Origin of the sequence: Brevibacillus ruminantium (assembly GCF_023746555.1) — a bacterium.
Lineage (GTDB): Bacteria > Bacillota > Bacilli > Brevibacillales > Brevibacillaceae > Brevibacillus > Brevibacillus ruminantium.
In genome coordinates this window covers 2,492,600-2,517,440 of record NZ_CP098755.1, presented here as the reverse complement: position 1 = coordinate 2,517,440, position 24,841 = coordinate 2,492,600, and the positions used below count along the sequence as shown (strand labels likewise).

The window sequence follows — 24,841 nt, the reverse complement described above, 5'->3', positions numbered from 1 at the left end:
AAAGACATGGATCGCGTGCTGACTTGATGTTCAGCCCTTCCCCATTCAAGCGTCCTCTACTCGGGTACTATGGCCTCTGCTGACTTCTGCATGTTCAGCGCCTCCTTACGGAGGCGGTTACCAACAGTTGAAGGCGTTCCATGCAGACCTCCCCAGGTAAGAACGATAACTTTCATCCCATGTACCTGCCCAAGTTTACTGCTGTATCCCTTGGCTGTATGGGGCTTTGTCTTGTTTAGCAGACTCGCCCGAATACAACAGCCTCAAATTGGGTTCGTGTACCTCAGGTCGGGATTTTGCCGCTGGCTTCCTTCAGATTCGACCTCACGGTCGACACCCTTGCCTTGAGCTAACGGTTGGGACAGCCACCCCCCGTTCGGGACTTCCACCCTATAGCTATCGCCCATGCTGGGCGCACTAAAAACAAAAATCCTCTCCCGGTAATGGAGAGGATTTTTATGATCACGCAACTTTTTTCTTTTGGAACTTACGCGAACTCTGCAACCAGTTTCGCAAAGTCTTCGTCGCTCAGACGAATGTCTTGGGAAGCCAGACCTTGTTCTTTGAAGCCCGCTACCAGTTGTTCATATGGCTTTTGCTCTTTGTTTTGGTAGATCAGACCGGTCAAGAGACCTTTGTGCTCCATAGATGCAGCCATCGCTTTGATGCGGTTGTGAGGATCATAACCTTCGATGGTATCTACCGGCACGATGTTTTCTTTAAACCAGTCGTAGGTGTTTACTTTGTTGTAGGTAACACAAGGGCTGAATACGTTGATCAAAGAGAAGCCCTCATGCTTGATACCCATTTCAATCAGTTCTGTCAATCCTTTCAGGTCGCTGGAGAAGGATTGCGCTACAAACGTAGCACCAACGGACAGTGCCAATTCAATTGGGGAGATAGCAGACTCAATGGAACCAGCCGGTGTAGACTTGGTCACAAAACCAGTCGCAGAACGCGGAGAGGTTTGGCCTTTCGTCAGACCGTAAATTTGGTTGTCCATAACAATATAGGTAATGTTCATGTTGCGACGAATCGCGTGAACGGTATGACCCATACCAATCGCAAAACCGTCACCGTCACCACCTGCAGCGATTACGGTCAGTTCGCGGTTTGCCATTTTCAGTCCTTGAGCGATAGGAAGTGCACGTCCATGCACACCATGGAAACCGTAGCAATTGATGTAGCCGGAAATACGACCGGAGCATCCGATCCCGGATACAACTGCCAGCTGCTCAGGCTCCAGACCTACGTTAGCAGCCGCACGTTGAATCGATGCCTGCACGGAGAAGTCTCCACAGCCCGGGCACCAGTTTGGCTTAACGTTATTGCGAAATTCTTTCAAAGTCGCCATGCTTAATCAGCCCCTTAACTTCGCTATAGATTTCCTTCGGCAAGAACGGATTTCCGTCGTATTTCAGCACAGATTGGATTTTTTCTGCGTGTCCAACATGCTGTTTGAGCAGATTGGTTACTTGCGCCTGGGCATTGTGTTCAACCACAATGACTTGTTTTGCTTTCTCCACCAGTGCTTTCACTTGCTCAGCCGGGAAAGGATGAATCAAACGGATTTGTGCTTGGTTTACTTTCACGCCTTCTTGCTCAAGGCGGGTTTTCGCTTCTTGAATGGTACCGATCGTCGAGTTGATACCCACGATCAATACATCTGCTTCATCATGCTTGGCATCGACTGTTACAGGGTTTTTGAAGGTTTTCAGCACACCCTCCAATTTGCGCATACGCTTATCCATTTGAGCCACGCGGTTTGCAGCGTTCTCAGACGGACGTCCTGTTTGGTCATGCTCTACACCCGTTACATGGTGCAAGCCGTATTTTTGTCCTGGGATAACGCGCGGAGATACGCCATCTTCTGTTACTTCATAGCGCTTGAACAGATCATTCTGCTCTTTCTCCGGCAGTTCTTGTCCAGCCAGCAGTTTTCCGCGGCGGATTTCCACTTTGCTGTAATCAAATGGGTCAACCGTTTGTTTACCCAAAGAAAGGGTAAGGTCGGTCATCACGATTACAGGAAGCTGATATTCTTCAGCGATGTTAAACGCTTCCACAGTATCATAGAAGCACTCTTCCACTGTGCTTGGTGCGATTACCACTTTCGGAATATCACCATGCGTACCGTAGATCATTGCGTTGACATCGGATTGTTCTTGTTTTGTAGGCATACCAGTAGATGGACCACCACGTTGGGTGTCCACGATTACAACCGGTGTCTCTGTAATCCCTGCCAGACCAATTGCTTCCATCATCAGGGAAAGACCAGGACCCGCAGATGCGGTCAAGGCACGAACGCCACCGAAGTTTGCTCCGATTGCCATCGTAATCGCAGCGATTTCGTCTTCTGTTTGAATAACTGTTCCGCCAAACTTCGGCAGTTTTTTGATCAGATATTCCATAACCTCAGAAGCTGGGGTAATCGGGTAAGCTGGCATGAAACGGCAACCAGCCGCTACTGCACCAAGTGCAATGGCATCGTTTCCGATCAAGAACAGCTGTTTTTGACCTTCAGCCTTCTCCAGTTGAAATTCAGGGAGTTGTCCACCAGTCAAATCGTTGACAAAGTCAAATCCGCGGCGAATCGCATCCATGTTTTTCTCAACGACTTTTTCGCCCTTGCGGAGGAACATGTCTTCAACAATGTTGCGATAGCTTTCCGCTGGAATGCCGAGGATCGCGCTGGATGCACCAATAGACACCATGTTTTTCATCAGGGACGTACCCAGCTCGTCTGCAATTTCAGTCAGCGGAACAGTCAGGAACCGAACCGGTTTCAGACCTTCTGGCAGTTTTGGGTTAAATTTCGCGTCCGCGATGATGATACCGCCTTCACGCAACTCATGAGCGTTAAAATCAATGGTCTCCTGGTCAAAAGCGATTAGGATGTCCAGATCATCGGAGATTGCGCGCATCGGCTTGGTGCTCACACGGATTTTGTTGTTGGTATGTCCACCCTTGATCCGGGAAGAGAAGTGGCGATAGCTATACAGATGGTATCCCATCCGGTTCATTGCCATCGAGAAGATTTCACCGGTGCTCTCGATACCCTCCCCTTGCTGTCCTCCAACTTTCCAGGAAAGTTGACTAATCATTCAAATTCCACCCCTTCAGTGACTGTGAGAAAAAGCTGCCCCACCTTACTCGACAGGTTCCGATAAGATGTGACAAATACTGCATAGACTGTACCAATTGTAGTCTGAGCCATGCAAAAAAGCAAGCGCTTTTACTCAACTTAACTTTGGCCTGAATTAAATTTTGAACTTGGTACATTAATGTTCTCACTGACTATTGTAGCACGTTTCGAAAAACACGCAACCAGTTTTCACTCATAAATTTCTGTACGTCTGCCTCTTTGTAATGCTTTAGCAACGCATTTACCAAATGCTCGTAGTCTCCTGCCCTGCCCAGATCTCCGAAAGTTGTAGTAATGCCGTCAAAGTCAGAGCCAAACGCAATATGATCGGCTCCGCCGAGTGCACAGACATGATCCAGATGCCGCAGCAAATCATCAATCCACACTGTGCGCTCTTCCGCAGTGACAAAGAAGTCGACAAAGGTCAGGCCCATGACTCCTCCTTTGGCCATCAGAGCTGTAATTTGCTCATCGGACAGGTTGCGCGGATGATTGCATAATCTGCGGACATTGGAATGAGAGGCGATCACGGGAGCTTTGGACAATTCCAGTGTATCCCAAAAACCGGGCTCGGCCACATGGGACAGATCGATGACCATTCCCAAGCGATTCATTTCTTCTATTACTGTTCTGCCAAACTGGGTCAAACCACCGGGGGTGGGCTCCTGACAGCCGGCCGCTACCGCATTGCCATGGTTCCAGGTCAACGTCATGCCGCGAACCCCCAGTCGATACCAGGTTCTCAACTGGACCAGACTTTCTTCTAAAGCATGTGCGCCTTCTACAAACAGAATGGCCCCTTTATCGCCCTTTAATACACAGTCATCCAAATCAGAACGGCTCAGAATCGTGCGCAGCTGCTTACTTGCCACACGTTCATGGAAAAGATCCAGCATCTCCAGCACAGCTTGAAAACGCCGACCAAATGGAACCTTGCGGGGAACATAGCAGGCCATCACTTGTATATCGACGTTTCCTTTTTGCAGCTCAGGGAACCCTGCTTGCAGCTCTTCATCCCCCTGATAAAAATCCAGACTGGGATTCTCCCAAAGCTTGGCCAGCACATCGCAATGGGCATCAAAAACTCTCATGATCTCCCTCTTTCCCTTTGTTATTTCGTTTCCATGAAAAAAACCTGTTTATTCTACGAACAAACAGGCAGCTCAAGTCATGTTCGGTTTGGAATTTATCTGGGTTCTACGATCAGCTTGATGGCTGTGCGTTCTTCTCCATCAATCACGATGTCGGTAAAGGCTGGAATACAAATGAGGTCAACTCCACTCGGCGCTACGAACCCTCGTGCGATAGCTACTGCTTTTACAGCTTGGTTAAGTGCTCCTGCGCCGATGGCTTGAATTTCAGCCGCTCCGCGTTCACGAAGCACACCGGCTAGGGCACCAGCAACGGAGTTGGGGTTAGACTTTGCTGAAACTTTTAATACTTCCATCCTTTAGAACCTCCCGTCTGATAGGAATCCTGTCATCATTAGAATGATATTCGCATAACCCCTAAAAATTCCTGCAATAGCGCAGTAAATATTCTAAAAATTCAAATCTTCTCTCATTATTCCATAAACGGGTGGTCTGCGTCAATGCGGATTCGCTCCAGCTTCTTGGCATGGCCGGTTGCTTTATCCAGCGTGATGAGCACAGCATTCAACTGTGCAGGGCCTTCCGCCACCTCAAATCGAACCGGAAGCTGCGTCATAAATTTTTGGATAACTGCTCCGCGCTCCATGCCCAAAATCCCGTTCATCGGGCCGCACATGCCCACATCGCAGAGAAAACCTGTGCCCTGCGGGAGAATCCGCTCATCTGCCGTCTGTACATGGGTATGAGTCCCGACCACAGCGCTTACGCGTCCATCCAGATACCAGGCAAGCGCCTGTTTCTCCGAAGTTGCCTCCGCGTGGAAATCGACAAAGATATATTTGGTTCTCTTTCTCGCCTGCTCGACCAGCTTATCAGCCACCTGGAAGGGACAGTCGAGCGGCGGCAAAAAAGTTCGTCCCTGCAGATTAATGACAGCAAGCTCGCCTTCGGATTGTTTTATGTAAGTAATTCCGTTCCCAGGGGCACCCTGCGGAAAATTGGCCGGCCGAATCAGGCGAGGTTCATCGTCAATAAAGTCAAAGATCTCTTTATTGTCCCATGTGTGGTTACCGAGAGTAATCGCATGAACACCAGATTCAAGCAACTCTTTGGTCATCTTTTGGGTAATGCCGCGACCGTGGGCCGCATTCTCTCCATTTACAACCAGGAACGTGGGTTGGTATTTTCTCTTTAAGATGGGCAAGTAGGTTTTGACGATTTCTCTCCCTGGAGAACCCATGATGTCTCCGATAAACAACAGCTTCATATGGCTTTCACCTCATCCTTTAGTATAGCACTAATTGTTTTCATACAGAAATTCGGCAGGAGTTGAAAGGTGCTGTTTTCGTGAAAACCGCTATTTCGCTGAAATGCAGCGTGCATATCCTTATATTACAGCGTTTGTATAATCGGAATGAAGTGGTCGTATACTCGAGATACAGTAGTCGTATTCTCAAAATACAGCGGTCGCTCGCATCCTCATCCAGGTATAGAGCGCACAAAAAAAAGTAAAGTGGCATCAGCCACTTTACTTTGCATACTCGACAGCCCTGGTTTCACGGATAACCGTAACCTTGATATGACCCGGGTAGTCGAGTTCATTTTCAATTCGCTTCGTGATTTCACGTGCCAGACGGGTTGCCTCGGCATCGTCGATTTTGTCAGGCTGCACCATAACGCGAATCTCGCGGCCTGCCTGAATGGCGTAAGACTTCTCCACTCCATCGAACGACTCGGAGATCTCCTCCAGCTTTTCCAGACGCCTGATATAGGTTTCCAGTGTTTCGCGGCGTGCACCGGGGCGTGCAGCAGACAATGCGTCTGCAGCTCCAACCAGCATCGCAATAACCGATGTGGGCTCTGTATCCCCGTGGTGAGAAGCGATACTGTTGATAACCACAGGATGTTCGTTGTACTTTTTGGCCAGTTCGACACCAATCTCCACATGTGAACCTTCCACTTCGTGGTCGATCGCTTTTCCGATGTCGTGCAAAAGACCCGCACGTTTTGCTAGCTTCACGTCTTCTTTCAACTCTGCTGCCATCAAACCGGCAAGGTGAGCTACTTCCATCGAATGCTTCAACACGTTTTGACCGTAACTGGTGCGGTAGCGCAGACGTCCCAGGATCTTGATCAAATCCGGATGGAGACCATGAACACCTGTCTCGAAAGTAGCCTGTTCGCCGTACTCACGGATTCTCTCATCCACTTCACGACGAGCTTTTTCCACCATCTCCTCGATTCGTGCCGGGTGGATGCGTCCGTCTGCGACAAGCTTGTCCAGTGCGGTCTTGGCAATCTCCCTGCGAATCGGGTCAAAGCCTGACAGAATAACGGCCTCAGGTGTATCGTCGATGATAAGATCAATACCAGTAAGCGTCTCCAGGGCACGTATGTTTCGTCCTTCTCGACCAATGATTCGCCCTTTCATCTCATCGTTTGGCAATGTGACTACAGAAACTGTTGTTTCCGCCACATGGTCAGCCGCACAACGCTGAATCGAGGTAGTGATGATTTCCCGAGCACGTTTGTCCGCCTCTTCTTTGGCCTGTGTCTCGATCTCTTTGATCATGACCGCCATTTCGTGACGAACCGTGTGTTCTACCTCGGTCAAAATAATCGATTTGGCTTCCTCCTGTGTCAAACCGGAGATACGCTCCAACTCAGCAACCTGCTCTTTATATAAGTGCTCCACCTTGCTATGCATGTCCGCAATGGTTCTGTCGCGCTCAGCCAGTTCTTCTTCTTTGCGCTCCAGCTGCTCCATTTTGCGATCCAACGCCTCTTCTTTTTGCAAGATACGGCGTTCCTGACGCTGGATTTCGTTGCGCCGCTCGCGCAGTTCCGTCTCCGCTTCGGAACGAAGTTTAAATACTTCATCCTTCGCTTCCAGCACTTTTTCCTTCTTGACGGCTTCCGCGTCTCGTTTGGCTTCTTCTACGATCTGCAGTGCAGCTTCCTCCGCACTGGAGATTTTCGCCTCCGCAATGGATTTGCGTACGAAATAGCCAATAGCAAGTCCGACAAGCAGCACGGCAACAAGCACAATCATCATGACTATGGGATTTGAAAAAATAGCACTCATAGGCTCTCTTGTTTCACCTCCTCTTGGTAAGACATCTCCCCGCTTTCCAAGCATTCGTTTTTCACGGCGTACTGCTGTATGGTCGCTCTTCTCAAAGCTAAAAAACAGGACCGATTTTACTCGGTCCGCTGAATCCGTACATGTCCGTACGGGTCTTCAGTTGTTCACAGGTACGAGCGATCAAATCAGCGAAATGGTATGAAACAGCTAGTAAATACACATCTATTTTATTATTTGTGAACAAGAATTGTCAAGAACATGCAAAAGCTGCTGCGTTCACTGCTTTTCTTACTTTCTCAATTCCTGCCGAATCGCCTGAATCACACTACTGGAAAATCCTTTTCTGTATAGCATCGCCAGTAATTTCTGCTCGTCTTCCCGCTCCAGCTCTCCGGTGTAGCGGCGAAGTTTTTTCTCTACCAGTACCCGAGCTGCTTTTAATTCATCCTCTCGGGTTACCGTACTCATCACATCTTCGGCCGTTTCTTTGTCAATTCCCCGCTGCTGCAGTTCCATGCGCAGCATCAAAGGACTTCGCTGTTTTAACCGTATCCGTTCATTTACCCATTGTTGGGCGAAAGCCTGATCATCCAGATAGCCCATCTGCCTGCACCGCTCAACGATGTTTTCGGCCACTTCCCTCGAGTACCCTTTTTCTTGCAAATAGACGAGAATCTGTTTGGACGTGCGGGGCCTGATTCCGAGATAGCGCAGCGCCAGCAAATACGCTCTATGCTCCTCTTCCGCTAGCAACACTTCCTGAGTAAGGCGCTCATCTACTTCCATTCCTTTGACCAGCTGGTATTTGATCAGGATGTCCTCATGAACAGAAAAAACGAGCTCGTCTTCGATATAAAAATGATAGCGATGCTTGTTTTTGGTATCGCGGTGAACAGCGGTAATGCGCCCGCTCTTCATCGTGCCTCGCCCCTCTCTTCAGCTAACCTGACTTACGCTTAGCCAAGTATCTGTACCTGCAGGCAACCTAGTTTTTACCTGCAAACAGGAACAGCCTGTCACATGACAGGCTGCCTGTTTTCCCATTAATCGAGATCAAACATTGGTTCTTCGTCTTGTTCAGGATCATTGACCGGCTCTGTCGTCGGAACCGAACCAGGGTTCAGACTATAGTACTCACGAACCTTCGATTCAATCTGATTCGCAATTTCCGGATTCTCTTTCAAGAAGATCTTCGCATTTTCACGACCTTGACCGAGGCGCTCATCATTGAATGAATACCATGCTCCACTTTTTTGTACCACATCAATCTCCGCACCGATATCCAGAATGCTTCCCTCTTTGGAGATTCCCTCTCCGTACATGATGTCCACTTCTGCTGTCTTAAACGGCGGAGCTACTTTATTTTTCACGACTTTTACTTTTGTTTTGCTTCCGATCACGTCGTTGCCAACTTTGATCGATTCCGCTTTCCGTACGTCGAGGCGCACGCTGGCGTAGAATTTCAAAGCTCGTCCACCTGGTGTCGTTTCCGGGTTCCCGAACATGACTCCTACTTTTTCACGGAGCTGGTTAATGAAAATGGCAATTGTTTTGGATTTGTTGATCGCACCGGAGAGTTTGCGAAGTGCTTGGGACATCAAACGCGCTTGCAAACCTACGTGCGAGTCGCCCATCTCCCCTTCGATTTCCGCTTTAGGTACCAGGGCAGCAACCGAGTCGACAACGATGATGTCAACAGCTCCGGAGCGTACCAGTGCCTCGGCAATTTCCAGTGCCTGCTCACCCGTATCAGGCTGAGACAGCAGCAGTTCCTCAATATTTACACCCAGCTTGGCAGCATATACAGGATCAAGTGCATGCTCCGCGTCGATAAATGCGGCTTGACCGCCCTGACGCTGGACTTCTGCGATCGCGTGGAGAGCGACCGTGGTTTTACCAGATGACTCGGGTCCGTAAATTTCAATGATTCGACCACGTGGGAATCCTCCCACTCCCAGGGCGATATCAATCGCAAGGGCACCGGTTGATACCGTGGATACCTGGACGTTAGCCATTTCCCCCAGCTTCATGATGGAACCCTTACCAAATTGCTTTTCTATCTGACGCAGTGCACTTTCCAAAGCGGCGCGACGATCTGACAAATACGACACTCCCTTTCAAACGTAACTATTATCTTCTTGTCTTCATCATACATCGAGACAGAAGAGTTTGCCAAGTATTTTTTACGAACAAATATTCGCATAAAAAAACCACCCGCTCCAAATGCTCGAGCGAGGTGGCTTTTCACTCCCTGTCTAAAACGATCAAGAACGCTTGCCGCGCGGTTTTGCCGGCTCGAGATTGATCCGCTTGCCGTTGATCCGCGTCTGGCGGAGCGACTCATAAACGAACGGTGCCACTTCCTCCGGTACCTCCACGAACGTGAAGTTTTCGAAGATATCGATGCGGCCCACGGCCTTTCCTGGGATGCCTACGGTCTCGGAGATCTCGCGCACCAGATCCTGTGGACGCACGTTCGCGTTGCGCCCGACATTCAGGAAGAAACGAACCATGCCTTTGGCTGCGCCGGTTTCTCCAAAGTTGTACACGTCGGTTTCCTCTGTCTCGCCCACCTCGCTGTGGAAAGCCAGATGGAGGGCTGCTGCCGCCACTTTCTCAGCGGGATACTGACCGATCAGGGAGTCAGCGACCTTGGTGTACATCTCTGAAATCCCATTGTTTTCAAGAAGCGCGACCAGTTGTTCGCGCAATTGCTCCTGTTTGCGCTCGGCCACTTCCTCCAGGGAAGGAACGTTGCGGGAGACAACCTCTGCTTTGGTCTGCTTCTGGATAAACATCATCTGTCTCATCTCACGAGGAGTTACCAAAGTCATGGCAATTCCTTTGCGTCCGGCACGGCCCGTACGGCCAATCCGGTGCACGTAGCTTTCTGAGTCTTGCGGAATATCGTAGTTGATGACGTGTGACACGTTTCCTACGTCGATCCCGCGGGCGGCCACGTCCGTGGCAATCAAAAATTCGATAGAGCCCTCACGGAAAGCATTCATCACCTTGTCGCGCTGAGCCTGGGAGAGGTCGCCGTGCAGCCCATCCGCCAGATAACCACGAGCCTGCAGCACTTCGGTCAGTTCATCGACACCGCGCTTGGTCCGGCAAAAGATAATGCCCAACTCCACATCCTCGCTGTCGAGAATGCGGCAGAGACTCTCCACTTTGTTCCGTTCGAAAACTTTGTAGTAAACCTGTTCGATCAGCGGTGCGGTCACTTCCTCCCGGCTTACCGCGATCGTTTCCGGCTGTTTCATGTAGCGGTTGGCCAGACGCTTGATTTCCGGCGGCATGGTGGCGGAGAACAGAAGGGTTTGGCGCTCTTCCGGAATGTGATTGATAATCGTTTCGATATCATCGACAAAGCCCATATCGAGCATTTCATCCGCTTCATCCAAAACCAGCGTGTGCACGTGGTCCAGCTTGAGCGTTTTGCGGCGCAAGTGATCGAGAACGCGGCCAGGAGTACCGACAATAACTTGTACGCCCTGGCGAAGTGCACGGATTTGATGCCCGATGGATTGGCCACCGTAAATCGGCAGCGTGCGAATTTTTTTGTATTTGGCGATGCGCAACAGTTCACCTGCTACCTGGATAGCCAACTCCCGCGTAGGAGTCAAAACGATCGCCTGCACGCGGTTGGACGGATTCACTTTCTCCACCAACGGAATCCCGAAAGCAGCCGTTTTTCCCGTACCGGTCTGGGCCTGGCCAATCAAATCCCCGCCCTCCAGAACCTTTGGGATGCATGCGGCCTGAATCGGTGACGGCTCTTCAAAGCCCATGTCATAGATGGCCTGTACAATATTTTTATGTAAAGGAAAATCAGAAAAAATCGTCATATACGTTCACCTTTCTTTAATCGCTGAAGCGCGTAGAATAAAGCAAATTTGGCAGCACGTCCGACGATGGCGTGTCTGCTTCCTGCAAGTCGAACCTCTTTGACAAGGGTTGGTAGGCCGTCGACAGCCACACCGATGTACACGAGTCCGACCGGTTTTTCTTCAGATGGATCAGGTCCCGCTACTCCCGTAACAGAAATGCCGCAATCGGAACCCAGCTTGTGCCTGATATTTTCTGCAAGCAGCTTGGCCGTTTGTTCACTGATCGCCCCATCTGTTTCCAGAACCTCACGCGGGATATCGACGAGATCATGCTTGGCATCATTGGTGTAGCAGACGATACCCCCGCGCATGACAGCAGAGCTGCCAGGTACAGAGGTAATCAAAGAGGCAACTTTCCCTCCCGTGCAGCTTTCCGCACAGGCGATGGTTTTCCCGTTCTTCTTTAGCTCTTCCACCAGAACCTCATGCAGGGAGGTTTCCCCTTCCGCATAGATGAACTCCCCCAGTCGTTTGCGAATCTCCGTCTCAACCGGTTCGATCAGCTGCTCCGCCTGTTCGACTGTATTCGCCCGTGCGGTGACCCGAAGTGTGACCTCAAATTCTTTAGCGTAGGGCGCGATCGTCGGGTTGTCCTGTCCTTCGATCAAATCGAGCAACCTCTCTTCCAACGCGGATTCCCCGATGCCGTAGAAGCGCAGGACATGGGAGTGAAACACCTGTCTTTCCGGCAGAAGACTGATGAAAAAGGGCATCGCGTAGCGATCGACCATCGGATATAATTCACTGGGTGGCCCGGGCAAGAGAACAAATGTACTGCCTTTGTACTCGGCTGCCATTCCCGGCGCCATCCCCGTGTCGTTCGGGAAAACCACACCGCGGTCGAAGACGAGCGCTTGCTTGCAGTTATTCTGGGTCATGACAATACCGCGCTGGCGAAAGAAGGCTTCAATGCGCTCCATTGCCACGCTGTCTGTCACCAGTCCCGTCTCTATGTACGAAGCTACCGTTTCCTTGGTCAGGTCATCCTGGGTCGGCCCCAGTCCACCGGAAAAAATAACCAGATCAGAGCGGCTTGCTGCCAGCTTGATCGTTTCCATCAGCCGCTCGGTATTATCCCCCACGACGGTGTGAAAGTACACGCCAATCCCGATTTCCGCCAATTTCTGCGACAAAAATTGAGCGTTGGTATTGGCGATCTGCCCCAGTAAGAGCTCTGTTCCTACTGCAATAATCTCCGCTCTCATGACCCTCATCCATTCTCTTTAGAGGATTGAAAAAAGAGTCCAATACCCGATTGTCTACGAGTATTGGATCACATTGCGATTCTTGGCAAAGTAGTCATAGCCCGAATACAGCGTGATGATTACCATCGCCCAGATCGCCACAGTATCAAATGGGATCCCGAAAAATTCAAACGGGAAGTTGCGGATGATAACCGCCGTGATCGCTACGATCTGAATCCACGTTTTTAGTTTACCCAAGGCGCTGGCTGCAATTACCTGTCCCTCGGCAGCCGCTACCAGGCGCAGCCCTGTTACGGCGAACTCTCTACTAATGATTATGATGGCAATCCACGCTTCCAGTCTTTGCATTTCCACTAAAGAAATCAAAGCTGCCGAGATCAGCAGTTTGTCAGCCAAGGGATCCAAAAACTTCCCCAAATTCGTGACAATCTTCTTTTTACGGGCAATGTAGCCGTCAAGACCATCCGTACTTGCCGCTAAGATAAAGACCAATGCCGCAATCAGCTCGTTGTACGTAATCGTCAAGCTGCCGATGGTAAAACTCCCAATATTGTAGCGCACCAGCAGAAAAAACATGACTACGGGCACCAGGAATATCCTGGCAAGGGTGATGCGGTTGGCGAGATTCACCTAGACTACCTCCCCGGCCAAGTCGTATTCATAGGAGTGCGTAATCTTTACTTTCACAATTTTCCCCAGCTCACCCTGATAGCCGGAGACGAATACCTCACCGTCAATCTCAGGCGCATCATACTGCGTACGGCCGACGTAAATATCATTGCGCCCTTCATAGCGCTCAATCAACACGTCAAGCTCGCGGCCGACAAAGCGTCCGTTTCTTTCTCCGGCAATTTCCCGCTGGATTTCCATCAGGATGTTTGCCCGCTTTTCCTTGGTCTCCTCATCGACGTGATCAGGCAGGCGGGTTGCAGCCGTGTCATCCTCGTTGGAATACGTGAAGACTCCTAGCCTGTCAAACTTCACGTCCTTTACAAATTCGCAGAGACGCTCAAAATCCTCTTCGGTTTCCCCCGGGAAGCCGACGATCAGTGAAGTCCGCAGAGCCACGTCCGGCACTTGTGAGCGGATTTTGGCAACCAATTCACGTGAATCCCGCTGACGACCTGGGCGGCGCATTTTTTTGAGGATATGATCTTCCGAGTGCTGCAGCGGCATATCCACGTATTTGCATACTTTCGCGTTGTTTGCGAAAACGTCAATCAGCTCGTCCGTGAAGAAGCCCGGATAAGCGTAATGAAGGCGAAGCCATTCAATACCCTCCACTTCCGCCAAGCGGTTCAAAAGCTCCGGCAGCATGTGCTTGCCGTCGTAAATGTCTGTTCCGTAATTGGTGGAGTCCTGAGCGATCAGACTGAGTTCCACGATCCCCTGCTCGGCCAAATGCCTCGCTTCTTCTACGATAGATTCGATTGTCCGGCTGCGAAATCCTCCGCGCATGATCGGAATACTGCAAAAAGTACAGGCGTTGTCGCAGCCTTCCGCAATCTTCAGATAGGCGGAATAGGTGCCTGTTTTTACTTTTCGCTTCACTACTTCTTCGTACGTAAAAATGGGATTGCCCACGTAAATCGGACGTTTCCCCTCCAGTGATTCCTCGATAATGCCGGTAATAGACATAAAATCGCCTGTGCCGACAATGCCGTCCACTTCAGGAATCTCATCCAGGATATCCTCTTTGTATCGTTGCGTGAGACAGCCTGCGACTACAAGCGATTTCAGCTTGCCGGATTCTTTCAGCTCAGCCATATCGAGAATCTTGTTTACGGATTCTTCCTTGGCGGCATCAATAAATCCACAGGTATTGACAATAACGACGGTCGCTTCCTCCGGGTTGTCGACCAGCTCGTAGCCTTTCTCATCTATCAAATGAGCCATCATGTCCGAATCAACGAGATTCTTCTCACAGCCCAATGTTACGATCGCAACTTTTTCTCGTGAGCCTGCCTTCTCTGTCATGCTTATTTCCTCCAATTGGTCACACCAGCCCAGATTACACCTATACAGTATAATATAAGCCAAGATGGGGTGTCAAAGTTGAAGCGCACAGAAAAGGCAAGCAGAATATGCTTGCCTTACTGATTTGCTGATTGCCCTGTGGCAATGCTGATATTGGACGGCATGAACTTGAGTGTGGAGGTATCCAGCGTCGCGCCGTTTACCGTAACTTCTACAGCCATCGGTTTGCCGAGGCGCACATATGCCGTTTTCCCCAGCTCGATTTCAACCTCATCACCTTTTTTCAAAGTGCCTTGTTTCGGAAAATTATTGACTTTCTTTTCCGCTGCACCATACCAGCAATTATCATTGACTGCTTTGATCTTCACCTTGATGGATTCAGCACCGGTCAACGTGTAGCTATAAAGCGAGCCTTGCTGCGACTCAAACGTAAGGACTGACTGCGAGGCCGCATCCGGAACCAAAGGGTCCTGCCCTGCCATACCGGGTGTCGTATCCGGGACGACTGGTGGAGGATTGGGTGTCTGCGCTTGCGGTACATTTGGCACCGGATTCGGAGTCCCAGCCTGGCCTGGGTTGACAACCTCCGCACCGGGATTGATGTTATTCCCGGGCACCGGATCAGCGGAGAAACGGTCGCTATTGACAAAGGCAACATAGGTCACGCCGAGGATCAATGCGATGAACAGAACAAGCAGGGTTTTCGTTACCCACCTGCCTGCCTGGAGTGGATTGCTGGTAGTTGCTACACGCCGCCTGCGAAGCCGTTCCATCTGTTCCTGTGGAGGTTGGGCTGGCAGGTCAGACTGGAAATGGCTCATGATATGGTTGGGATCAAGCCCAACAGCTTCCGCGTAGCTCTTGATAAAAGCACGTGCGTAAAAATGGCCGGGAAGTTGGTGGAAGTGACCCCTCTCGATCGCTTCCAGATACCTCCGTTGAATTTTGGTAATCCGCTGTATGTCCTCGAGCGAGATTCCTTTTTCTTTCCGAGCCGTTTGTAGCACTTGACCTAACTCTGACACAGCTTACCCTCCTTCTTTTATGTCATGTCAAAGTGATCAAAACCGCGGTTGTTGATCAGCTCGTATGTAATCTCTTCTTCAGGATGATGCCGCAGTTCGATGATATAGTGAAAGTCGGATAGTTCATACTCAGACTCTCGAACGAAGATGTCAGGATGTTCGATAATTTTTGCGGCCGGATAGCTCATGACTTCACGCAAAAGAGAGTGGTGCTTTTCGGTTGCACGCATCGTCGAAACGATCCCATCTATTAAATATACATGATCAGCGGACATCTCATCAATGGCAAGGGAGCTGCGAACAGTCTGACGCAAAAGCGTGGAGGAGAGAAATGTCCACCGCTTGTTGGCCGAAACACTGGCGGCAATCATCGATTCGGTTTTACCGACGCGCGGCATCCCCCTGATCCCGATCAGTTGATGTCCTTCCCGCTTCAAAATCTCTGCCATAAAATCGACGAGAAGCCCCAGTTCATCCCTCACGAACAAAAATGTCTTTTTCTCTTCACTGTCTCGTTCGATATAGCGCCCGTGGCGAACTGCCAAACGGTCAAGCATGGTCGGCGGACGCAGCCGCGTTACCGTTATCTTGTCCATCTTTTGGATAACATTGCGTACAATTTCAATTTTCCCATCGTCATCTGTGGTCAGCAGCATGCCTCTTCGCATATCGTCCACACCATTGATGGTCACGATGTTGATGCCGAGCATCCCCAAAATGGACGCAACATCACCCAAAAGTCCCGGTTTATTTTTGGCAATCTCATATTCCAGATACCACTCTTTTTGCACGTCCATCTCCGATCCTCTCCGACACCAAAATATTCTCTTCCTAAGTAGTATAACACGTTCCAACTATTCGACAATGAGGGAATAGAAAAATCCCCAAAAGTCGGGGATTTGAGATTTTTGATCACTTTATTAATTGCCACGGTTGATATTGTTTGGGTCTTGCACCAGCTTGACCATCAGCGAGGCAAGCGAGCGTTGCTGCTCCTCGTCGCCCGCATCCCACAGCTGCTTCAGCAGGCGCTCCTGATCGTTTTTCGGATCGACCTGCCCAGACAGGTAGCCGCCGATCTGGTAGGCGACATTTTGCAGAGTGTCGCTTTCCATTCCAGCTTGCTTGGCCTGTTCTACACGATCTCCGAGAAACTCTTTCCAATCACGAAAATTGTCGAGAACTGACATGAAAATATCCCTCCTCCTGTACATTGCGGTCCCCTATCTGACCGTCACATTGGTAGAGTGCCAACAAGAGGAGAAATTTATTCACATCCCTACGTGTACCAACCGCCGTTCGGGCTGATAATCTGGCCGGTGACATAGCCAGCTTCGGGGGAGAGGAGGAATCGCACAACCGCTGCTACTTCTTGCGGCGCACCCAACCTGCCAAGAGGGATCTCGGAGGTGATCATCTCAATGTCCTCTCGGCTGAAGCGGTTCATCATGCCTCCCTGAATCGCGCCAGGAGCAACAGCATTGACAGTAATTCCATTTGGTCCCAGCTCTTTTGACACTGCTTTGGTAAAAGCGTGCACCGCACCTTTGCTCAGTGAATACAGCACTTCACAGGATGAACCTGTCAGCCCCCACAGGGACGAGATGTTCACGATGCGGCCAAAGCGCTCACGCAGCATTGCCGGAATGGCTTTTTGGGTGACAAAAAAGGTCGAGCGGACGTTGGCTGCGATGAGGTCGTCGAATTGTTCCGGCGACACATCCGTCATCAGTCCTACATGATCAATCGACGCATTATTGACGAGCAGCAGCGGGGGCGTCAGCATGGCACCAAACATCGCCTCGATTTGCTTCGTGTCTCTCAGATCAGCCTGCATGGCGTATGCCGGAACCCCTCGCTCCCGGCAAACGTGCAAAATGGCCTCGATTTTGTCAGCAGACCGATGATAATGCAGATAAAGCGGGATGCCCATCTCCACAAGCGCCAGGCTGATCGCCTGCCCGATCTCGCCCGATGCCCCTGTTACCAAAGCCCACGGCGGCCTATTATACATAACGATTCACTACTCCTGTGGCGAAGCAGAACGAACAATCGAGACAGACATTTGTTCAAAAACAAAATGCTCCTTCATGCGCGCTTCTACATCTTCGCGGGTGATCGACTCCAGCGTCGGCACCACGGAAAACAGCTCGCTTCCATTAAATTTGTAGCTGGTAAACTGGTTCGCGATAAATTCGACGGAATTGAGCGACCGGAGGAACAGTCCAATTTTCTTTCGCTTGGCCCGCTCAAAATCCTGCTGGTGGATACCCGATTGTATCAAACCGCGAATACCTGCCTGCAGCTCTGTTACCAGTTTGTCTGGATCGGGTGTATCTCCGCCGATAATCGAATAACCGTAATCAGTTTCGCCACTGTAATCGAAGTCAAAGCTTTCCGTAATCAATCCGGAGTCATACCATTTCTGATAGAGTGCCGAACTGTTGCCAAACGCGATGTCCAATACAAGTTTAGTAGTCAGCTCCCGCTTTAACAAGTCCTTGCCTGTAAGTCCGTTTGTCTTTTCTTTGAAGCCAATCAAGCATTTCGGCAAGCCCACCGTCAAATTCGCTTCAACCCGGCTTTTAGCCACCCCTGCCGGTTCCTCCGGAAATATCCGTTCGATCCGGGGCGCCGGCGGGAAGTCTTTGGCTGACTGGTTGTCTCGCACCCATTTCATCACTGTTTCCGGCTGGAAGGAACCGACGACCAGCAGCACCATGTTTGCGGGATGGTAGAAGGTTTCGTAGCATTGGTACAGATTGTCCTTGGTGATATGCGAGATGGATTCAATCGTACCGGCAATCTCGATATTGATCGGAAATTTCTGGTACATTGCTTTTAAAAGGTTCATGTAAACCTTCCAGTCGGGATTGTCATCGTACATGGTGATTTCCTGACCGATGATGCCCTTTTCCTTTTCCACACTGGCCTCTGTGAAATACGGCTCCTGGACATAATCCAAAAGGAGGTTAATATTGCGATCAAGCTTGTCGGTGCAGGAAAACAAATAGGCCGTGCGGTTAAAGCTGGTGAAGGCATTGCAGGAAGCACCATTTTTGCTGAATTCGTGCATCACGTCCAGCTCTTTTTTCTCGAACATTTTGTGCTCGAGAAAATGAGCAATGCCATCCGGCACATTGATTTCCTCTCCGTTTTTCAAGCGAAAATGACTGTCAATCGAGCCGTATCGCGTCGTAAAGACGGCGTAGGTTTTGCTGAATCCCTCTTTGGGGACCAGATAAACGGCCAACCCGTTTGGCAGCGTCTCATGATAAACAGTTTCGCCCAACTGATCAAATACGGTCGTCTGCATATCAGGCCTCTCCTTTCTTGTCTCGCAACAGGTAAATCGTATCGATCACGACGTGTTCCGCCACCCGCTTCAGATCCTCCACCTTGATCCGATCAATCTGCGAGAGCAATGCTTCCAGGCGTCGCTTTCGACCGCTGATGACACCGTTGTAGGCAAAATCAATCATCATCCGGGCACTATCCAGCAGTTCACGGAACTGATTGGACAGCGTCGCCTTTGTCTGGGACAGCTCTTCCTCGGAGATGTTTCCCTGCCTCATGGAAGCGAGCTGCTCTTTGATAATCTCTACCGCACGATCGTAGTTTTTTACATCAATGCCCGACATGATCATCATGATTCCCTTATGGCTCTCCAGCCGGGATACAGCGTAATAGGCCAGACTAGCCTTTTCACGCACGTTGACAAACAGCTTGGAGTGAGGGAAACCGCCAAGAACTCCGTTGTAAACCAGCAGAGCCGGATACTCTTCGTCAGCATACCCGATCTGGGTGCGGCAGCCGATATTCAGCTTGGCTTGATTGACATCCAGCTTCTCGATGACTGCACGCTCCTCGTCCACCTGTTTTTTGGCTGGGGTCGGTTTCATTGCGTGTACATCCTGGCGATTTAGCCGGATATGTTTCTCTACCGCTTTTTCGACCGTCGATTCCTTCACATCGCCGACAACAAAAATGTCAATCGGAGATCGGCTGGTGATCTGTTGGTAATGCTCGTACAAGCTTTTCCCGTCAATCCCCGGCAAATCTTCGGTGCGCCCTTGGACCAGGAGGGCATACGGTTCTCCTTTGCACATTTCAGCCGTCACGCGCTGGTTGGCATATTTCATCTTGTCGTCAATCAAGCTTTCAATTCGCTTGCGCAACGTCTCTTTTTCCTGGGAGACATACTTTTCTGCGAACGCCTGATTCTCAACATAGGGACGACAAAGAATATCCCCGACAAAGCGGATCGCTTCCTCCAAAAGTCCGTTCTCATGGGAGAGATACTTTTCGTTTGGCACCTCCATGTAAATGTGAAGGATTTGCCGCTCCCCTTTTTTGGTGACATCGACATCAAAAATGGCTCCGTAGAGAAAATCGAGGTATTCCCGCAGCTGCTTGGCATCGGGAAAACGAGCCGTTGCCCGTTTCATCACCATCGCCAGAAGGGCTGTCTTGGTCACGTTCTCCTCAGAAAGCTCCTGCTCGATCATAGTGACGATGGTAGTCGTTTTAAATTTGCGGGTAGGCATGATATGTACATTGATTCCATCGATCACGGACGTATGAAAAGAAATATCCTTCACGCTGTCGCTCATGACCATAATCTCCCTTCTTCATCGTAGTCCCCTCTATTGTAACCAATTGGAAGGCTGTTCAGCAAAGTTGTGGTCACGTAAAAAAGGACGGCAATCATGTTCATACCGTCCTTTCCTTCTCTCTATTAGATTATGCCCCCAGATACGTGCGTACCACTTTTTCATCATGCAGAAGATCGGAGGCGGTCCCGCTCATTTCGATCTGCCCGGACGACAGAACATAGGCGCGATCCGAGATGGACAGTGCGGCGGCGGCCAGTTGTTCCACCAGCAGAATCGTCTTGCCCTCTTTGCGCAGTTGAATCACCGTATCCAGAATCTGTTTGACAAATAGCGGTGACAGGCCCATCGAAGGTTCATCCAGAACGAGCATTTCCGGATCGGACATCAGTGCACGGGACAGGGCCAGCATCTGCTGCTCGCCGCCTGACAGCGTGCCCGCCAACTGTTTGGAGCGCTCCTTCAAACGAGGGAACCTCGTATACTCCCGCTCCAGCCAGTCCCGAACCTGGCGGGGCTGCTGCTTGATCTTGGTGAAAGCTCCGAGGATCAGATTATCCTCAACCGTCTGATCGCCAAATACCTGCCGGCCCTGCGGAACATGCCCAATCCCCAGCCGCATGATGGCGTGTGCCTGCATGCCGGTGATCCTCTCTCCTTGATAGATGATGTCCCCCTCGCGCAGCTTCACCAGACCCGTGATCGCTTTTAGCAGCGTGGTTTTGCCTGCCCCGTTCCGGCCGATCATGGCGACGATCTCCCCTTTCGCCACTTCCAGAGAAACGCCGCGCAGTGCTTCGGCCATCCCGTAATGAACCCGCACATTATTTACCGACAACAAGCTGCGTCACCTCCTCCCCGCCCAGATATGCTTCGATGACCTGTGGATGGGACTGAATATAAGCAGGATCGCCTTCTGCGATCTTTTTTCCGAAGTCGAGCACAGTGATCGTATCGCAAACGTTCATCACAATCTCCATATGGTGCTCCACCAGCAATATTGAAATGCCGGATTGCTTTACCTTTCGAATGACGCGAACGATGTTGTCCACCTCAAACATGCTGGCACCAGCCGCCGGTTCATCCAGAATCAGCAGATCAGGCCGGGTGGCCAAGGCGCGGGCGATTTCCACCAACCTCTGCTGTCCGTAAGAGAGATTGGCTGCTTGCTCATCCGCTTTGTCAGCGAGCCCGACGAAGTGAAGAAGTCGAATGGATTCGTCACGATACCGCTTTTCTTCCCGCCAAAAACCGGGCGTGTGCAAGAGATTTGCCGTAAAACCAGTGCGATAGTGCATATGAAAGCCAAGCATCACGTTTTCCAGAACGGTAAGCTCGTGAAACAGTTGAAGATTCTGAAACGTACGGGTAATTCCTGCTGCCGCCATGCGATGCGGCGGATAGTTGGTCACATCGACACCCTTCCAGCGAAGCTTGCCTTGGGTCGGGACGTAGACACCGGAGAGCATGTTCACCGTCGTGCTTTTTCCTGATCCATTGGGTCCGATCAATCCCCTTACTTCTGAGCCGCTAATGCTTAGATTGATATCATCCACGGCTCGAAAACCATCAAACTCCATGACGACAGAATCAACCGTCAAGGCCGCGCCAGCCTTGTTGTCCATCTGGCTGGGTGCATCGGCTTCCTGACTGGATTCTTCTCCCGCTGCCGGAGGGAGCTTCTTCCTCTCTTTCAACAGTCTCTCCACTCCGCCGACGATCCCCTCAGGAAGCGCAATCAGACTCACCAGCAGGATTCCGCCGAAGATCAGAAGGTGGTAGTCATACAAGCTTTGCACCCATTGCGGCAAAAGAAAAATAACCACCGTACCAACCAAGGGGCCCAGTCTGGTTCCTGCTCCGCCCACAATGACTCCGACGAGGAACAGGATTGACTTGTCAAACGTGAAAGTATCACTATTGAAATACGCATTTTGAAAGGCGAATAAAGCTCCGGCGAGTCCTGCCGTACACGCGCTGATAGCAAAAGCCATGATCTTCCAGTTCCTTACATGAACACCTACTGTAGCGGCTGCCACTTCACTGTTGCCCATGGCCCGAAATGTTCTGCCAAAACGCGAGGTGAAGAGATTGTCGATCAAAACAGTGACGATCAAAGCGACTACCGCGATAAACCAATAATAAGAGACTGTTCCCAATGGCGCACCAAACAAACGGGCTTCCGGCAGATACAGACCAGCCGGTCCGCCTGTTACTTCCACCCAGCGATTCGCGACGATTTCCACGAGCAGCCCAAAGGCAATCGTCACCATTGCCAGATAGGGCCCCTTCGCACGGAGAGAGAGCATCGCTACCAGCCCTCCGGCAGCGGCACAGAGCAATACGCCCAAGAGCAGACTGAGCAAAAACGGCATGCCTGCAACTGTACAAAGCCCGGTCACATAAGCCCCGATCGCATAGAAACCGGCATGCCCCAAGGACAGTTGTCCCGAAAGGCCAACCAGAAGGTTCAGCCCCGCTACTACGATGTACGTATAGAGAAAGCCCTGGGCCATGTGAACGTAATACGAATTGGGGAACAGCCAAGGAAAGAAATAAAGGGCGACGGCAACCAACAGGTAAAGGAGTCCTTTTTTCATTTCAGAATTTCTCCTTTATTTTCTTGCCCAATAATCCTTGAGGCAGAAAGATCAATACGATCAAAATAAGGAGAAATGCGCTCGCATCCTTGTAGGCGGAGCTATACAAAGAAAACACCTGTTCGATAACGCCGAGCAGAAGACCTCCGATCAAAATGCCTAATGGATTGGTCAATCCCCCGATAATCGCTGCAGCAAATGCTTTCAAGCCCAGATTGGCTCCCATGAAAAACGCTGTATTGGTAATCGGTCCGACGAGAATGCCGCCGATGCCGGCAAGTGCCGACGAGAGCGCAAAAGCCAGTACCGCCATTCTTTTCGGATTGATCCCCATGAGCGAGGCTGCCTCCGAATTATAGGCCACTGCAGCCAACGCCTTTCCCAACAGCGATTTATTTAAAAAGAAAAAGAGACAGGCCATGATGATAATCGCACCGACGGCTACAAACAACTCATGCTTGGTGATGCCCACGGTGCCAAACCGATATACCTCGCTGCCGAAAGGGGAAGGAAAGGGGATGACATTCCTCCCCCAAATCAGCATGGCAATATTTCGTATCATCAAAGAGACCGCCACCGTGCTGAGAATCCAGCCTACAGACAGGAGGTGGCTGAGAGGGCGTATGGCTCCCCTCTCCAGACCCCAGCCCAGAAGACCCATCGCTGCCGCCACAATCATCAAGGTGAACAGAATGGAAACGATCAGATTCATTCCTGAAGAGGTCATTGCCCCAAGTGAGGTCAAGCCCAGCAATGCCCCCAGCATCAAGAAATCCCCTTGGCCAAAATTCATGGTGCGGGTTGTCACATAGGTAATATAATAGCCCTGGGCGATAATAGCGTAGATGCTTCCCAGAATCAATCCGCTTACGATGGCTTGCAGCAAAAGCAATTCCTCCTTTCACAACTTTTTAAGTAAGCACAAAGCAGATCAATCCTTTGTCCTTTTTAATAAATCAGACTAGTTATCAGACTCAGGGCTTGACGATTGCCCCATCCTTGTACGTCGCGAGGAACATGTTTGCGCTGGTCAAGCCCTCGTGCTTTTCTTTGGTAAAAGGCCGCTCGCCGATGGCGGTAACTCCTTTGAAGGAATCCATATTCTCGATTGCGTCCCGAATGGCTTTGGGATCTGTTCCTGCTTTTTTTACCGCTTCCAGGATCAGTTGCATGCAATCATAGCCTTGTGCCGAGGCGATCGGGAAGATGTCATCGCCAAATCTGGCCACCACCTTTTCATGAAACGCACGCGACTCTTCGCTTTGGTCAATGGTAAAGGATTGCACCATGTAGACATCTTTATTGACCAAATCGCCCACCAGCTCTTTCACTGTCGGATCGCCCATCGCCCACGATGCCACCGTCAAAGGATAGTAATCCAGCTTCTGTCTCGACTTCAGATACTGAGCAGCTTCTGGCGCCAGGCCGTAAAAAATCACGACTTCGACCTGTGCATCACGCATCTTGGCTAGTTGCGCTTCCATATTGGTATCGTTCACCTGAAAGGATTCCACGGCAGTCAAACTCATGTTGTACTGCTCTTTTAAAACGGCCTCGACGTCCGCTCTCCCGCCCTGGCCATAACCGGTCGTATCGTGCAGAAGACCAATTTTGGTCAGTTTCTTATCGGAAACAACCCACTTGAGGATGGTTTCGACCTGGCCTTTGTCGTAGGGGGCAACGCGGAAAATATAGTTTTTGTCTTCTTTTTCGTAGGTCTCCGTAATCGCTGTTCCCGTCGCGACCGGGATGATTTCCGGAATTCCCGCTTCCTGGGCGAACTTGATTTGCGCTTTGGCGTTCCCGGAGTTGGCTGGCCCGACAAAAGCGACGACCTTATCCTGTTGGATCAGACGCTGGACAATCTCTACGGATTTTTCAGGCTTGGCCTCATCATCATAGACGATCAGCTTGGCTTTTTTGCCATCTGCGCCGCCCGCTTCGTTAAAGTCGTCCACCGCCATTTGCGCTGCCCGTTTCACCGCTTCACCGAACTTGGCTGTTCCGCCGCTTAGTGAAATCGCCAGTCCGACGTTGAACACTTCCCCGCCACTTGTTGCATTTGCTGCCGCTCCGCTGGAAGCTGGCTGTCCCCCGGTTTGGCCGCCGGAGGATTGCTGGTCCAGCTGCGGACCGCATCCCGCTGCCCCAAGTGTTAAGGCCATCGTCAAAGATACCCACCATTTTGCCTTGCTCATCGTCATTAC

At 50.7% G+C, this 24,841-nt stretch carries 22 protein-coding genes; all 22 read right to left on the bottom strand.

All coding sequences use genetic code 11. The features are described 5' to 3' along the window. Nucleotides 1–487: 487 nt before the first annotated feature. Entirely contained in the window at nucleotides 488–1,354 is an 867-nt protein-coding gene (locus tag NDK47_RS12385; RefSeq protein WP_251875278.1) for a 2-oxoacid:ferredoxin oxidoreductase subunit beta, read from the bottom strand. Beyond that, a complete protein-coding gene (locus tag NDK47_RS12380; protein WP_251875276.1) occupies nucleotides 1,326–3,104 on the bottom strand; it encodes a 2-oxoacid:acceptor oxidoreductase subunit alpha in 1,779 nt (592 codons plus the stop codon). The genes NDK47_RS12385 and NDK47_RS12380 overlap by 29 nt, the downstream gene beginning before the upstream one ends. Nucleotides 3,105–3,297: 193 nt before the next feature. Further along, the gene (locus NDK47_RS12375; RefSeq protein WP_251875274.1) at nucleotides 3,298–4,236 is read right to left on the bottom strand and encodes a dipeptidase; all 939 of its coding nucleotides are present in this window, start codon (nucleotides 4,234–4,236) and stop codon (nucleotides 3,298–3,300) included. A gap of 95 nt (nucleotides 4,237–4,331) precedes the next feature. Further along, a complete protein-coding gene (gene spoVS / locus NDK47_RS12370) occupies nucleotides 4,332–4,592 on the bottom strand; it encodes a stage V sporulation protein SpoVS (protein WP_003385776.1) in 261 nt (86 codons plus the stop codon). A 116-nt stretch (nucleotides 4,593–4,708) separates the two neighbouring features. Continuing rightward, nucleotides 4,709–5,503, bottom strand: coding sequence for a TIGR00282 family metallophosphoesterase (locus tag NDK47_RS12365; protein ID WP_251875272.1), 795 nt, complete (start codon nucleotides 5,501–5,503; stop codon nucleotides 4,709–4,711). A 261-nt stretch (nucleotides 5,504–5,764) separates the two neighbouring features. Continuing rightward, nucleotides 5,765–7,291, bottom strand: coding sequence for a ribonuclease Y (gene rny / locus NDK47_RS12360; protein WP_407653437.1), 1,527 nt, complete (start codon nucleotides 7,289–7,291; stop codon nucleotides 5,765–5,767). Between the two features lie 318 nt (nucleotides 7,292–7,609). Next, a complete protein-coding gene (locus NDK47_RS12355; protein WP_251875268.1) occupies nucleotides 7,610–8,239 on the bottom strand; it encodes a RecX family transcriptional regulator in 630 nt (209 codons plus the stop codon). Nucleotides 8,240–8,364: 125 nt separating this feature from the next. Next, a complete protein-coding gene (gene recA / locus NDK47_RS12350) occupies nucleotides 8,365–9,423 on the bottom strand; it encodes a recombinase RecA (protein ID WP_305883386.1) in 1,059 nt (352 codons plus the stop codon). Between the two features lie 162 nt (nucleotides 9,424–9,585). Beyond that, nucleotides 9,586–11,172 carry a DEAD/DEAH box helicase gene (locus tag NDK47_RS12345; protein WP_251875264.1) on the bottom strand — a complete coding sequence of 529 codons (1,587 nt, stop codon included), beginning with the start codon at nucleotides 11,170–11,172 and terminating at the stop codon, nucleotides 9,586–9,588. Further along, nucleotides 11,169–12,419 carry a competence/damage-inducible protein A gene (locus NDK47_RS12340; RefSeq protein WP_251875262.1) on the bottom strand — a complete coding sequence of 417 codons (1,251 nt, stop codon included), beginning with the start codon at nucleotides 12,417–12,419 and terminating at the stop codon, nucleotides 11,169–11,171. Before NDK47_RS12340 ends, NDK47_RS12345 begins: the two co-directional genes overlap by 4 nt. 54 nt (nucleotides 12,420–12,473) lie before the next feature. Then, the gene (gene pgsA / locus NDK47_RS12335; RefSeq protein WP_251875260.1) at nucleotides 12,474–13,049 is read right to left on the bottom strand and encodes a CDP-diacylglycerol--glycerol-3-phosphate 3-phosphatidyltransferase; all 576 of its coding nucleotides are present in this window, start codon (nucleotides 13,047–13,049) and stop codon (nucleotides 12,474–12,476) included. Next, on the bottom strand, nucleotides 13,050–14,396 hold the full coding sequence (gene rimO / locus NDK47_RS12330; RefSeq protein WP_251875258.1) for a 30S ribosomal protein S12 methylthiotransferase RimO: 1,347 nt from the start codon (nucleotides 14,394–14,396) through the stop codon (nucleotides 13,050–13,052). A gap of 116 nt (nucleotides 14,397–14,512) precedes the next feature. After that, nucleotides 14,513–15,421, bottom strand: coding sequence for a helix-turn-helix domain-containing protein (locus tag NDK47_RS12325; RefSeq protein ID WP_251875256.1), 909 nt, complete (start codon nucleotides 15,419–15,421; stop codon nucleotides 14,513–14,515). 17 nt (nucleotides 15,422–15,438) lie between these two features. After that, the gene (locus NDK47_RS12320) at nucleotides 15,439–16,218 is read right to left on the bottom strand and encodes a YmfK family protein (RefSeq protein ID WP_251875254.1); all 780 of its coding nucleotides are present in this window, start codon (nucleotides 16,216–16,218) and stop codon (nucleotides 15,439–15,441) included. Between the two features lie 123 nt (nucleotides 16,219–16,341). Beyond that, nucleotides 16,342–16,611 (bottom strand): DUF3243 domain-containing protein, encoded by a 270-nt coding sequence (locus NDK47_RS12315; protein ID WP_251875252.1) that lies wholly within the window; start codon nucleotides 16,609–16,611, stop codon nucleotides 16,342–16,344. Between the two features lie 89 nt (nucleotides 16,612–16,700). After that, complete coding sequence (gene ymfI / locus NDK47_RS12310) at nucleotides 16,701–17,435, bottom strand: elongation factor P 5-aminopentanone reductase (RefSeq protein WP_251875250.1); 735 nt, start codon at nucleotides 17,433–17,435, stop codon at nucleotides 16,701–16,703. 9 nt (nucleotides 17,436–17,444) lie between these two features. Beyond that, nucleotides 17,445–18,737: an EF-P 5-aminopentanol modification-associated protein YfmH gene (gene yfmH, locus NDK47_RS12305; RefSeq protein WP_251875248.1), complete on the bottom strand. Its 1,293-nt coding sequence runs from the start codon at nucleotides 18,735–18,737 to the stop codon at nucleotides 17,445–17,447. Nucleotide 18,738: 1 nt separating this feature from the next. Next, nucleotides 18,739–20,034, bottom strand: a complete 1,296-nt coding sequence (gene yfmF, locus NDK47_RS12300) for an EF-P 5-aminopentanol modification-associated protein YfmF (RefSeq protein ID WP_251875246.1) — start codon at nucleotides 20,032–20,034, stop codon at nucleotides 18,739–18,741. 130 nt (nucleotides 20,035–20,164) lie between these two features. After that, a complete protein-coding gene (locus tag NDK47_RS12295) occupies nucleotides 20,165–20,875 on the bottom strand; it encodes an ABC transporter ATP-binding protein (RefSeq protein WP_251875244.1) in 711 nt (236 codons plus the stop codon). Next, nucleotides 20,859–22,634, bottom strand: coding sequence for a branched-chain amino acid ABC transporter ATP-binding protein/permease (locus tag NDK47_RS12290; RefSeq protein ID WP_251875242.1), 1,776 nt, complete (start codon nucleotides 22,632–22,634; stop codon nucleotides 20,859–20,861). Before NDK47_RS12290 ends, NDK47_RS12295 begins: the two co-directional genes overlap by 17 nt. Before the next feature lies 1 nt (nucleotide 22,635). Next, entirely contained in the window at nucleotides 22,636–23,520 is an 885-nt protein-coding gene (locus NDK47_RS12285) for a branched-chain amino acid ABC transporter permease (RefSeq protein WP_251875240.1), read from the bottom strand. An 88-nt stretch (nucleotides 23,521–23,608) separates the two neighbouring features. Then, nucleotides 23,609–24,832, bottom strand: a complete 1,224-nt coding sequence (locus NDK47_RS12280; RefSeq protein ID WP_251875238.1) for an ABC transporter substrate-binding protein — start codon at nucleotides 24,830–24,832, stop codon at nucleotides 23,609–23,611. Nucleotides 24,833–24,841: the final 9 nt, after the last annotated feature.